Annotated in this window: 7 protein-coding genes; 1 reads left to right on the top strand and 6 read right to left on the bottom strand. The window is 60.5% G+C overall.

Annotation, left to right across the window (positions count from 1 at the left end):
• Nucleotides 1-136 precede the first annotated feature (136 nt).
• Complete coding sequence (locus ACIGDJ_RS26410) at nt 137-1,084, top strand: LysR family transcriptional regulator (protein ID WP_312995014.1); 948 nt, start codon at nt 137-139, stop codon at nt 1,082-1,084.
• Here the strand turns inward: ACIGDJ_RS26410 and ACIGDJ_RS26405 are convergent.
• The 6 genes from ACIGDJ_RS26405 to recC form a co-directional block, all read right to left on the bottom strand.
• Complete coding sequence (locus ACIGDJ_RS26405; RefSeq protein ID WP_178081169.1) at nt 1,081-1,581, bottom strand: OmpA family protein; 501 nt, start codon at nt 1,579-1,581, stop codon at nt 1,081-1,083. The genes ACIGDJ_RS26410 and ACIGDJ_RS26405 overlap by 4 nt on opposite strands.
• Nucleotides 1,581-2,849, bottom strand: coding sequence for a diguanylate cyclase domain-containing protein (locus ACIGDJ_RS26400; RefSeq protein ID WP_101158187.1), 1,269 nt, complete (start codon nt 2,847-2,849; stop codon nt 1,581-1,583). The genes ACIGDJ_RS26405 and ACIGDJ_RS26400 overlap by 1 nt, the downstream gene beginning before the upstream one ends.
• Nucleotides 2,846-3,415, bottom strand: a complete 570-nt coding sequence (locus ACIGDJ_RS26395; RefSeq protein WP_101158189.1) for a YfiR family protein — start codon at nt 3,413-3,415, stop codon at nt 2,846-2,848. The genes ACIGDJ_RS26400 and ACIGDJ_RS26395 overlap by 4 nt, the downstream gene beginning before the upstream one ends.
• 117 nt (nt 3,416-3,532) lie before the next feature.
• The gene (recD, locus tag ACIGDJ_RS26390; protein ID WP_397478793.1) at nt 3,533-5,641 is read right to left on the bottom strand and encodes an exodeoxyribonuclease V subunit alpha; all 2,109 of its coding nucleotides are present in this window, start codon (nt 5,639-5,641) and stop codon (nt 3,533-3,535) included.
• Nucleotides 5,638-9,324, bottom strand: coding sequence for an exodeoxyribonuclease V subunit beta (gene recB, locus ACIGDJ_RS26385; protein WP_397478792.1), 3,687 nt, complete (start codon nt 9,322-9,324; stop codon nt 5,638-5,640). Before recB ends, recD begins: the two co-directional genes overlap by 4 nt.
• Complete coding sequence (gene recC / locus ACIGDJ_RS26380) at nt 9,321-12,773, bottom strand: exodeoxyribonuclease V subunit gamma (protein ID WP_397478791.1); 3,453 nt, start codon at nt 12,771-12,773, stop codon at nt 9,321-9,323. Before recC ends, recB begins: the two co-directional genes overlap by 4 nt.
• Nucleotides 12,774-12,960: the final 187 nt, after the last annotated feature.

Genomic DNA, 12,960 nt, shown 5'->3' with positions numbered 1-12,960 from the left:
AACTTGTTTTTATCGTAGGAGCCAAGGCGAAAGGTTCGCCTTGAGATGAGGCGTGTGTCCAGAATGGTTGTCGGACGGTTTTTGGAGTATAGATGTGCAAACTTCTAATAAGAACGCACATATAAGCCCGTCCATCATGCAAAAAAACATCACCTCGCTAGGCTCGCTGAACTGGGACGACCTGAAGTTTTTCCTCGAAGTCGCCCGCACCCGCAAAGCCAGTACCGCCGCCAAACGGCTGGCCGTCGACTACACCACGGTGTCGCGCCGGATCAGTTCGCTGGAAGCAGCGCTCGGTACATTGCTGTTCGAAAAATCCCGCACCAGCGGTTTCGTCCTGACCACAGAGGGTCAGCGCTTGCTCGGCTATGCCGAGTCGATCGAAAGCACGTTGCACATGGCCTGCGAGCAAGTCTCGGGCTCCGGCGTGGCTCTGTCCGGGCATGTGCGCATGGGCTGCACCGAAGGCTTCGGCAGTTTTTTCATCACCCCGCAGCTGAGCCATTTCGTCGACGCCTACCCAGCTATCTCGGTGGACATCCTGCCGCTGCCGCACTTCATCAGCCTGTCCAAGCGCGAGGCCGACATCGTCATTGCTCTTGAGCGGCCGGAGCACGGGCCGTACGTCTGCTGCAAACTTTGCGACTACCGTTTGCAGCTGTACGCAACCCAGGATTATCTGGACAAACACCCGCCCATCCGCCGCCCAGCGGATTTGAGCAAGCATCAATTCATCAGTTACGTGGACGACCTGGCGTTCAGCTCGGAGCTGCTTTACCTGGCCAACGTGGTGCCCGGCGCCAGCGCACATTTGCGCAGCACCAGCGTGATCGCGCAATACGTCGCCGCGCAGCAGGGGCGCTCGCTGGCGATCCTGCCGTGCTTTCTCGCTGCACAGGATCCGCGATTGCTGCCGGTGTTGCCGGAGGAAATCGACATCACACGGCAGTTCTGGATGTACTGCCGGGAGGATCTGCGCAAGCTCAAGCGGATTACGTTGTTGTGGGATTACATCCGTGAGGTGACTGAGCGCAATCAGGCGTTGTTGATGGGCGAAACGCGGGAGATGCGCTTTGCCGATTAATCGGCGCTGACCACAATCGACACCCGGCGGTTTTCCGTACGCCCCGCTGCGGTGTCGTTGGAAGCCACCGGCTCGCTGCTGCCCAGGCCTTGCAGCTGGATGTTCTCCTGCTTCATGCCGACCGTGCCGAGGACGTTGGCAACGCTCTTGGCCCGGCGCAGCGACAGTTGCTGATTGTAGGTTTCCTTGCCCGACGCATCGGTGTGGCCATCGACCCGAACGCGCTCGATACCCACGCCAAGCAGCGCCTTGCCGATGCGTTCGACGATTTCCGTGCTGGGTGCATTCAGGCTTTCGACATCGCTACCAAACAGCACTTTGCCCGACAGGCCGAACTCCCAACCATCGTCGGTCAACTCGAAACCCTGCTGTTTGAGCACGGCGACCTGCGCGGGGGTCAGGCCTTTCTTTGGGCTGGTCTGGCAACCGCTCAGCGTCAGCGCGGCTATCAACAGCAAAACGGAAAACAGTCGAACGGGAAGAGTGAACACGGACATCAGCTCCTGGTGTGAACGGAATCGACCGGGCGCTCCGACCCGGCCGTAAATTGCGCGCCGCGCGACAGGCGCTTGGCCTGATACATCGCCGCGTCGGCTGCGTTAAGCAAGGTCCCTGGCGTGGCGCCATGATCGGGGTAAACGGCGATGCCGATGCTGAGCGAGGTCACCACACTGGTATCGCCCGGCAGGGTGATCGGCATGTCCATGCTGGCGAGGATCTTGTCAGCGATGTGCTCAGCGTCTTCAATCGCGTGAAGCGGCGCGAGCAGCACGGCGAACTCATCCCCACCCAACCGAGCGACCAGATCCTCCTCACGCAATTGCGCTCGCACGCGATTGGCGATGGCCACCAGCACTGCGTCGCCCGAGGCGTGGCCGAAGTTATCGTTGATGCCTTTGAAGCGGTCGCTGTCGAGAAACAGCACGGCCACCCGCTCATCGTGTTTTTTGCTGTTACGCAAGGCACGGATCAAACGTCCTTCGAAAAACGCGCGGTTGGGTAACCCGGTGAGACTGTCGTGGGTCGCTTGATGGGCGAGCGTTTCGTTTTCGTTTTGCAGATGGGTTTGCCAGGACTCCAGTTCGCCGAGCAAGGCATTGAAGTCGTTGCCCAGATTATCCAGTTCGGCGATTTGCGCCGGCGGCACCCGCCGATCCAGTGCCCGCTCGCTGCGCGCGGCGTGTGCGACGGAGGCGAGGCTGTGCAATGGGCCAATGATTGCGCGCAGTTGCCGTCGCGCCAGATAAAGCGCGACCCAGGCGCTGATCGCGGTGCACAGTACAATTCCGGCCAGGCCACTGAGCAGGAAACGCATCAGGCTGCCGCCGTGACCGATGAGCAGGACCCGACCGATTTCGCGGTCCTGATGCTCGATCGGCAAACTGACCGGTTTTTCCAGAATGGCGCGTGTGATCTGCATTTCCAGCTCGGAGAACAGGCCGGTCTCGGCGCGCTGCCATTGGGCAATCAATTGGCCTTGCGCGTCCAGCACTCGGGCATCCGCCACTTCTTCGGTGGAGGCGATGATCGCCAGCGCCTCGGTTGCCGCTGCTTTGTCATTGAACACCACAGCCGCTTCGACGGTGTAGCTGATCGAACGGGCGATCAAATGCAGGTTGTGATCGGCGTATACCCGCAGCGCCAGCAAACCCAGCAAGGTCAGCGAAATACTGGCCATCGCCACCGCCATCAGCGCGACAATCAGATGCCCACGGCCGATGACCGAGCCAAGAGTCGGGCGAGCCTTCCAACTGAACAGCTTCATGGCGCTGCCGCTTTGCGACGGGACAACTGCAGCACGCTGGGATGAATGCGTACGCCGCTGCGAGCGACCGAGTCGAGATTGACCTCGAACGACACCTGCTCATCGCCGACGCGCAGGCAGAACAGACTGCCAACGGTGCATTGATCGTCCGCTTCGCTGATGCTCAGCACCGGATGCCCGATCAACGATGCGAACAGGCGACTGCGTTCAGCGGCGGTGAGCTTGCCGATGTACACCGCGTCGCATTCGCTGACGATGGCCGGGTTGTCCGCCAGCAGACGACGCACAGCCACCGGCCGGCCAGTGGCTTGCGTGGTGCCTTTGACCAGGTCATCGGTGTATTCGGTGGGGCCGACAATGCACAGGCGTAACTGCACCGGTTCCACTGGCCAGCGGGCATAACTGAGGATACCAAGGACGACTTGCGTCACGGCTTTGGCCCGTTGCTCGGCCGGCCCGGTTTGCGCTTGTGCGATGGCGTTGCCCGTCAGCAACCAGAGCAAAACGATCAGCAATGCCCGCTGGCAGGCAACCACACGCTCTGTCGTCCGGACGGCCACCTTCATGCAGGAATTCTCTTGAAGCGTAACGAAATGATGCCGCAACGATAGCACAGCGCCGAAACGCCAGCGAGGCGCTCGCCTGACCGACTGGTCAGTAATCGTTGCCGATCATCCAGCGCTTCATCCCTGAGGCTGGGCGCCCTCTTCCAGTTCCAGCATCAGCCCGCTCAGACGCTTGACCTTGCGCTGCACCGCTTCCTCAAACACGCCGGCACGCGGCTCGATCAAGGTAAACCAGTGCCGCGCGCGAGTGATTCCGGTGTAGATCAGCTCTTTCGTCAGCACGGGGTTCAGCGCATCCGGCAGGATCAGCGCCGTATGGGCGAACTCCGAACCCTGGGACTTGTGCACTGTCATGGCGTATACGGTTTCGACGTCATTGAGCCGACTCGGCAACACGAAACGCACGCCGCCCTGACCGTCGTTGCGAGGAAATGCCACGCGCAGAACAGTTTTGCCAATCTCTGCGCTTTCACTCTCGGGCAGTTTCAGGGCAATGCCGATGTCGCCGTTCATCAGGCCCAAACCATAGTCGTTGCGGGTCATCAGCACCGGGCGACCTTCATACCACTGCTGATCGCTTTCGATCAGACGCGCCTTGAGCAACGCCGCCGTGATGCGCTGGTTCAGGCCTTCTACACCCCACGGGCCCTTGCGCACGGCGCACAACAACTGGAACGTGTCGAACGCCTGTAAAACTTCACGCGCCCAATCGGTCCAGTCCGCATGCTCCAGTGTCCGCGTCGATGGCGGGCGTTGATCGCGCAGCACGCTCAGATAATGGCGATAACCTTGCGGGCCGTTACCGTGACCGTCTAATAACAGCCGTTCGAGCTTGTGATCGTGCTCACCTTTGAGCGGCAGTGAATACACGTCGTCGTAGCCGCCGGCGATGAGCAGCTGTCGCGCCTCCTCGGCCAGTTGCTGGTTGACCCGACGCGCAAGCTGACCGATGCCGCTGCCCTCGCCGAAGCGGCGCGAGTGACGCAGCATCACGACCTGTTGCGCCAGCGGATGGGCGCCATCGTGGTCTTCATGCAAACCGCTGTCCAGCAACGACTCGCCACTGACTGACTCCAGCCATTGCCGCGTTTGCGGGCTGTACCAACCGCCCTCGGCGTCACGGCAAAGATCGCCCAGCACCGCCCCGGCCTCGACCGACGCCAACTGATCCTTGTCGCCCAGCAGCACCAGCCGTGCATGCGCCGGCATGGCGTCGAGCAAGTTCGCCATCATTTCCAGATCGATCATCGACGCTTCATCGACCACCAGCACATCCAGCGGCAGGCGGTTGCCGGCATGGTGACGGAAATGCCGGGTGCCCGGTCGGCTGCCGAGCAATCGGTGCACGGTGGTCACATCGCTGGGGATCGCCACGCGCACCGCTTCGGCGACTTGCAGCGATTGCACTTGCTGACTGATCGACTCGGTCAGGCGCGCGGCGGCCTTGCCGGTCGGTGCGGCCAGACGAATACGCAACGGCTGGCCAGCCTCGACGGCCGGTGCCTGCAGCAGTGCGAGCAGGCGCACCACCGTGGTGGTTTTCCCGGTGCCCGGGCCGCCGGTGATGATGCTGAAGGCGCTGCGCGTAGCGAGAGCACAGGCGAGTTTCTGCCAATCGATGACAACTGCGGATTCCGCGCCGCCGAACAATTCATCCAGACGCTGCGGCAGATCATCCGGCGTCGGCTCTTGTTGCAACAAGCGTTGGCGCAACGCTGCATCGATGCGGCGTTCGTAGGTCCAGTAGCGGCGCAAGTACAGGCGTTTCGAGGACAACACCAACGGACGTGTCTGCGCCGTTTCACTCGCATCAGCGGCCAGCGCGACCAGCGAGCTGCTTGCCAGCACCTTGCACCAATGGGCTCCATCGAGCGTTTCGAGCAGTTGTGAAGGCAGCAGCAACACACCGCCCTGCACATCGCCTTCGGGTGGCAATGACAATGCAAAATCCGGCGCCTTGAGGGTTTCGAACAGATCCAGACACACATGACCATGGCCGAGCTGGTGGCTGGTCAGCGCCGCCGCGAGCAGCACCAGCGGATCGGTCTCGGGCTCGAGCTCATGCAGGAAAGCGACAAAGGCTCGGTCCAGCGCGCGCAGCCAGCCGCGCTCGACCCAACGACTCAGCAACAACAGCAAATCATCGGCGCGGGCCAGTGGCGAGAGTTTCGACAGACTGTCAGCTTCCAGTGGTGTCGGCAGCAGATCGGCGAAGGTGCGGTTCATAGCAGGACTCCCTGTTCCCAGGCGGGTTCGGACCTGCGCTCGGGTTTGCCCTGGAACATCCGGTCGAGGCGTTCGATCAACTCCCTTGGCGGACGCACGAAGTACACGCCGCGACTCTCTGCACGTGTACCGCGCAAAAACAAATACAGCGCCCCGCCGACGTGGCGGTCGTAATCGTAATCCGCCAAGCGAGCCTTGAGTTGGCGGTGCAACGCCAACAGATACAGCACGTATTGCAGGTCATAACGGTTGTCGAGAATCGACTGCTCCATGGCCTGTTCGGTGTAGGCCTGCTCATCCATGCCGAGCCAATTGGATTTGTAATCGGCGACGTAATAACGGCCGGCGTGCTCGAATGTCAGGTCGATAAATCCCTTGAACATGCCGTTGAGCTGCACCGGCTCCGCCGCAACGCGGGCAACGCCATTGTGGGTGTGCTGGCGCACCTGTTCGTCGAGTTTGAGCACGTCGACTTTATGGCTGGCGAACCAGAACTCCATCTCGACACGGTGTTGCTTCAACTGCTCAAGAACCACTGACGGTTGCCCTCCAGTGACCGGCAATGGCGACTTGAGCAAATGCTGCAGCCAGTCAGTCAGCGTGGTGATCCAGCCTTGCCAGCCGCGCAGATTGCAGCGCCGGGCAATCGCATCTTCCAGCGCCTCTCGGGTAACCGCAAAACCTTCAGCGCCCGCCCATTCGAGCAAACCATGCAAAAAAGTGCCAGGATTCGGTCCGCGAGGAAACCGGTGAATATCGGCGCCACCGCTGACGATTTCTCGGGGTGCATCGGGGTCGAGGCGCTCGTCGTCAAAAAGCTTTTGCGCCTGCGGACTGTCCGGTGCTTCATCGCTGCCGACACTCAATACGTCGCTGATGCGCAAAGCGCTATAGGAAGCGATCCACCAGTTTTCACTGGCTTTGCGCTTGGGCCGTAGCGTGGCTCGCAGGACTGTTTGCGTGCGCGGCGGCTGATAATGCTCGTCAGTGGGCTGAGGCATTTCGCCGATGCCGATGGCCGGGCAGTCTTGCTGCAGCTCTTGCAGCCAGTGGGTCAGTTCACTGGATTCGCGCAGACCGGCACCGCCGCCCAGCAAGTAACCCAGCGCAGAAAGGTGCAGCACGGAGCTGTTGTTATTGCCGCGTTTGAGGTCAGTGACGCCCAACCAGCAGGCATGTTGCGCCCGGGTCAATGCGACATACAGAAGACGCAAGTCTTCGGCCAGACGCTCATCATCTGCCTGGGCTATCAACTCGACGGTCGGTTTGAGGCTGATCTGCGCCTTGCCTGAAGCGTCGTGGTAATGCAGCGGCAAACGGCTGCCATCCACAGGTTTCGCCGAGCAGATGAATGGCAAAAATACCAGCGGATATTCAAGGCCCTTGGATTTGTGGATGGTCACCACCTTGACCAGTTGCTCGTCACTTTCCAGACGCAGGATCTGCTCTTCGCCCGCCTGACCGGAGACTGCCAGCAGCTCGGCCAGATGACGGATCAACGCTTGCTCACCGTCCAGTTCAGCGGCGGCTTGCTGCATCAGTTCCGAAAGGTGCAAAAGATTGGTCAGCACGCGCTCGCCATCACTGCGCTGCATCAGAGTGTGCGGTAAGTGGAAATCGTGCAGCAGGCGTCGCAACATCGGCAACACGCCCTGTTTGCGCCAGAGCTCGCGATAGCCGCGAAATTGCATGACCCGGGCTTCCCAGACCATTTCGTTCTGGTTCAAGCGTTCCAGCTCGATCAGCGGCAGGTTCAGTGTGGTGCAGGCCAGCGCGGCCTTGAGCGAACGCTCGACATCGGGCTCGGCGCAAGCTTTCAACCAGGCCAGCAGGTCATGCGCCTCTTGCGCGGCGAAGACCGAATCCTTGTCCGACAGATAAACGCTGCGCACGCCTCTGGCGGCAAGTTCGGAGCGTACGGCCTGGGCCTCTTTACCGTCGCGGACGAGGATCGCGATGTCAGAAGGACGCAAACCTCTGAAGTCGTCTGCCTGGACGAAACCAGCGCTGCCGGTTTGCCCGCCATTGAGCAACCTGGTGATTTCACTGGCGCAGGCTGCAGCCATTTGCTGGCGGTAGACTGCGCTGGACAGCGGCTGCTCGCTGGGCAATAGCCAGACGTTCAGCGCCGCGATGTCATACCCGGCAATCCGCAGCGTTTCCTTGCGTCCTTGAGACTCCACCGGTAGAAACGGCACAGGGTTATCGCCGGTTTTATCGCGAAACAAAAACGCGCCGCGCCCCTGCTCTCGGGACTCGGCGCGTTCGAATACGTGATTGACCGCTTTGACCATGCCGTGGCTGGAGCGGAAGTTGGTGCCGAGCGTATGCAAGCGGCCGGTTGTGGCCTGGCGTGCGCGCAAGTAGGTGTAAATGTCGGCCCCGCGAAAGGCGTAGATCGCCTGTTTGGGATCGCCGATAAGGAACAGGCCGGTATCAGGGTGGTTCTCTTCGATGCGATAGATACTCTCGAAGATGCGGTATTGCACCGGATCGGTGTCCTGGAATTCGTCAATCAGCGCCACCGGAAACTGCTCGCGGATCAGCGTCGCCAGGCGCTCGCCGCCCTCCGATTGCAGCGCGGCATCCAGGCGCAGCAGCATGTCGTCGAAACCCATTTCCGCGCGACGGCGCTTCTCTTCCTCAAAACGCGCGCCCACCCACTTGGCAGCGTGTTGCAGAACCGCAGCGTCGGGCGTCGGCAAAGCGTCGAGGCTCGATTTGAGTCCGGCCATGGCGTCCAGCCCCGGATGACTGGGGGCCTGGCCCTTCCATGCCTCGGCCATGCCGTCGGGTGTCAGTCGGGTGAAGCCGGTGCCAATGTCCAACTGCTCTAGGGACTCGTCTTCGGCCCAGGCCTTGAGTTTCTCGAACCAGGGCTCGAAATATCGCGGCTGCATCTTGCGGCCATCGACGGCTTTGCTGGCGACGCCCTCATGGCACAGGACAAGCAGTTCGTCTGCCCAGTCACGCCAAGGCATTTTCAGCTCGACCAACGCAGCTCGGCGCTCCAGCATACATTCGGCGATCAGCTCCGCCGGGCCCTTGCCTTCATCGGTGTCACGCTCGGAGGCAAACAAGCCGCGTACGCGAGGCAACAACGCCGCAGGGCCACCCCAGTTGCTGCGCACCCAATTCAGCGCATCGCCCTGCATCGGGTAGCAGAACAGCCGCCAGTAATCGCGCAGCACCTCGCCGAGCAAATCGCTGTGATCGGTTTCCAGCGACTGCGTGAACAGGCTGCCACTGTCGAACGCATGCTCGCGCAGCATGCGCTGACACCAACTATGGATGGTCGAGACAGCGGCTTCGTCCATCCATTGCGCGGCGATATCGAGGCGGTTGGCACAGCCCGGCCATTGCGGCGGGTTGAACTGATCGCGCAGTTCGGCAACCAGTCCGTCAGGCGCGGGAATCTCGTCACGAAAAAAACGCGCGGCCTCGGCCAAGCGTGTCCGAATACGTTCACGCAACTCCTTGGTGGCAGCGTCAGTAAACGTGACTACAAGGATTTGCGGCGGCAGCAACTCGCGTCCGAAACCGCTTGTCTCGCCGCCATGGCCGAGAATCAGCCGCAGATAAAGCGCCGAGATCGTAAAGGTTTTGCCGGTGCCGGCGCTTGCTTCGATCAACTGACTGCCGCGCAACGGGAATGCCAGAGCCAACGGTGTCTTCGTACTCATGGGCGTGCGCCTTCGCTGGACAAGGAACGCCAGGGCGCTTCGAATAACGGGCGGTACAGCGCGTCGCACCAACCGGTGAAGGTTTCGTCTGCTGACAGGGCTCCGAAGTCGGGATATTGCCGGAGCAGCGCCGGGCTTTCACGACGCTCGCCGTCGCTGGTCTGACCGTCACCTTCGTAGGCTTTTCGGGCAGCGGCTTCGGCTTTGACCGGATCAGATTGCGACAGCCAGGCGAATGCGGTTTTTATCGCAATCGGTAAGGGCTGGCGCATGCCGGATTGCCAGGCGAGAAGCAGGTCACCGAGCAAATGCAGCGCTCGGTCGCGCTCCATTGGCTCCAGCAACAAAGTGTCGTCACTCGCCACCAATGCCGTGGTTAACGCATGTTCGCTGGCGCAGGCGACCAGATGGGTGACCCAAGGTTTGGTCAGCCGATGCCACTTGCGTGTTTTGATCGAGCCGATGCTGTTTGGAATGGCCGTGACTGACAGCAGGCCGCCATCGGCTCGTTGGTGCAGGCTCGAGAGCCAGCCTTCCAGACGCAAACCCCGCAAGTCGAAACTGACCGGGATCGCACTGTTCAATGGCGTCGGCCATAACGTCAGCAACTGTTGATACCGCTGCAGCAGATCCGGCAGCGGTTCGATCAACTCGCGTTGCAGACACTCGCCAAAACCGGCCATCGGCAACAAACCGCTGTTTTGCAGACGCAGCGCTCGGGCTTGCAGCGCTTGATCGACATCGTGCGGCTGGCTGAGTGCGGCTTCCAGCAAACTGTCGCTCAGCGTGTAGCGCTGCAACGCGTCCAGCACGAATGGTTCTTCATCGGCTAACGGCGCTTGTGCGGCCTCGAAATAGACCTTGAGTCGTTGAGTGAAAAAATGTCGAACCGGGTTACGCATAAAATCCTGGAGCAACGCCAGCGTCAGCGGATCCTCTTGAACATACGGCTCAAGTAACCGCGCCTCGCTTTGCTGCGCTTCCTCTTGATGCAACACTTGCCATTCGCTGGCATAGCTGAACAGTTGCTCGCCTTCGTGGAAATAGCGGACGCTGAAAGGCTGCAAAGGGTGTTCTTCGGTCAGCGCCTCTAGCAGATCCTGGCTCGCATCGACTGAACGCCAGCCGCTGGCGAGGTGATCGCGCAACTGGCCGATCAGCACTGAGGCAGGTCGTTCGCTGTTGTCGCGGATGCTGCGACCGACCCAACTGATATAGAGCTGAGTGCGTGCGGACAACAGCGCTTCAAGCAACAGATAGCGGTCATCTTCCCGCCGCGAGCGGTCGCCCGGGCGGTAATCGCTGCCCATCAGGTCGAAGTCCAGCGGTGGCTGCGCGCGGGGATAATCACCGTCGTTCATGCCCAGCAGACAAACCAGTTTGAAAGGAATGGCGCGCATCGGCATCAAGGTGCAGAAATTCACCGCACCGGCGAGGAATCGTTGCGACAAACGCCCCTGATCCAGCCCGGCGAGCCATGCTTCGCGAACGACAGTCAGTGGCAACTCGTCAATCAAACCGACCGCCTCGCAGGTGCCGAGCCAGGTTTCGCGAAGTTCTTCCAGTTGGGTCAGCAGGTAGTCGTCGTGCTCGTTGCTGGCCTCGAAAAATACCTGCATCAGCGCCTGCAAGCGCAGCCCCCACTCTCTCGGTTGAGCCGGTTGCGTGAGTTGCTGATGAGCGATTTCCAAGGCATCCAGCAGTGCAACCAGTGGCCCGATCAGGGCAGCATCAAGCCCACCAATTTCATCGTAAGGCTCGATGCCTGCACATCCCTCAGCGCTGCCGACGGCGTAGCCCAACAACATTCGGCGCAGGCCGAAATGCCAGCTGTTCTGCTCCAGCTCTTCAGGCAAACCGAGACCGGCCCGTTGCTCGGCACTCATGCCCCAGCGCACACCGGCGCCTTCGATCCAGCGATGCAGAGTTGGCAGGTCGCGTTCCTCTACGCCAAAGCGAGCACGCAGGGCCGGGACATCGAGCAGGTCAAGGATCTCACTGACCGGGAAACGGCTGTCGGGTAACTTGAGCAGGTGCTCGACCGCGATCAATAAAGGATCGCGTCCACGCTGGCCCTGGTCTGCCAAAGTGAACGGAATGAAGCGCGAATCATGGCGATCAAGCTGACCGAACACCGCACGGATATGCGGCGCATAGCTGTCGATTTCAGGAACCATGACAATTACGTCGCGGGGGCGCAGTTGTGGGTCGGCGCTGAAACGCGCCAAAAGTTGATCGTGCAGGATTTCGACTTCGCGCTGAGCGCTATGGGCGATGTGAAAGCGTATTGAATGGTCCTGCGTCGCATCGACCGCTGGCCAGAGATCGCGTGTCTCGTTGAGTGGACGTAACTCGAGAATGTCATCCTGCAGCTGATTAAGCATGTTGTGGGGCTGGGCTTCGCTGAACAGGTCGATGCGGCCGTCACGAAAGGCTGCACGGTAGCTGTTGGGGTCGTCGTAGCTGTCGAGCAGGTTGATATAGTCGCGACCTTGTTTGCCCCAAGCGGCCAGCAACGGATGTGCGTGCTGATGCAGGGTCTCGGCATCAAGCACGACGGGCATTCCACTTTTGCGCTGTTGCCGCTTGTATTGATGCCGCAGCAGGTCCTTGTCGGCGACGATATCGGCCCAGTGATGGCGGCAAGGATTGTGTACGCAAAGCAGTACCTGGCTGAAGCGCGCCAAACCGGCGAGTGCTTCAAGAACCTGCGCAGGCAACGAAGAAATACCAAAGACGATCACGCGCGGCGGCAGCGCCGTCGGTGCCTTGTCGAGTATGTTGATGCGCTCCATGAAGCGTTGATGTACCCCAGCACGACTCTGCGCCATACCTTGTTCGCCGACATCATCCAGCAGTGCTCGCCACAACTCTGCCTGCCAGCAACTGGTCGGCGGCAGCGGCTTGATTTCACCTCTGACATTGCGCAGTTGATGCCGGCCTTCCGCCCAATCTTCCAGCCAGTCGGCCCGATACACCTGATATTGGTCAAACAAATCGGCCAGACGCTCTGCCAATTGATAGCGCTTGCGCAGATCGCTGTCGTGGGTGAGAAAGCGTTGCAGCGGCTCGAAATGCGGGCGGTCGATTACTTGTGGCAAGAGGCGCATCAGGCGCCAGGTCAGCGGGGCCTTATCGAGCAGTGATTTCGCCGGAATCTCTTCTCGTCCCAGCACCATGCGATAGAGCTGCCACATAAAACTGCCGGGCAATTGCACATCAATTGCCGCAGCTATACCGCATCCACCGAGATCATCTTCTTCAGGATCCTCGGCCAGTGCCAGCTTGAGCCACTGAGCGATGCCGTTGCTTTGCACCAGAGCGATTTCGTTTTCCAGGGGTGCCAGTGGGTAGCGGCGCATGATGCTGACCACAAGGCTGCGCAGTTCATCGAGACTGTTGCTCTGAACCACCATGAATGCAGCGTTGAGGGACTGGGCGTCCGACATATGGATTCCTTGGAAAAACACAAAAGCTGAGGCAGAACCTTAGCATTGTCGGCCGGTTGTGGCAGCCGGATGACGTCTGCAAAGGCTGTAAGAACTTTCTCGCAGGCAAAACAAAACCCCAACTGCTTACGCAATTGGGGTTTCGGAATTTAATCTTGACGATGACCTACTCTCACATGGGGAAACC

The organism is Pseudomonas sp. NPDC079367, assembly GCF_044542195.1.
Lineage (GTDB): Bacteria > Pseudomonadota > Gammaproteobacteria > Pseudomonadales > Pseudomonadaceae > Aquipseudomonas.
This window is presented reverse-complemented; position numbering and strand designations above follow the sequence as displayed.

Bases quoted from the DNA above. Each gene is read 5' to 3' on its own strand.
- recC (WP_397478791.1), bottom strand. From the start codon at position 12,773: ATGTCGGACGCCCAGTCCCTCAACGCTGCATTCATGGTGGTTCAGAGC.
- ACIGDJ_RS26395 (WP_101158189.1), bottom strand. From the start codon at position 3,415: ATGAAGGTGGCCGTCCGGACGACAGAGCGTGTGGTTGCCTGCCAGCGG.
- ACIGDJ_RS26410 (WP_312995014.1), top strand. From the start codon at position 137: ATGCAAAAAAACATCACCTCGCTAGGCTCGCTGAACTGGGACGACCTG.
- ACIGDJ_RS26405 (WP_178081169.1), bottom strand. From the start codon at position 1,581: ATGTCCGTGTTCACTCTTCCCGTTCGACTGTTTTCCGTTTTGCTGTTG.
- recB (WP_397478792.1), bottom strand. From the start codon at position 9,324: ATGAGTACGAAGACACCGTTGGCTCTGGCATTCCCGTTGCGCGGCAGT.
- ACIGDJ_RS26400 (WP_101158187.1), bottom strand. From the start codon at position 2,849: ATGAAGCTGTTCAGTTGGAAGGCTCGCCCGACTCTTGGCTCGGTCATC.
- recD (WP_397478793.1), bottom strand. From the start codon at position 5,641: ATGAACCGCACCTTCGCCGATCTGCTGCCGACACCACTGGAAGCTGAC.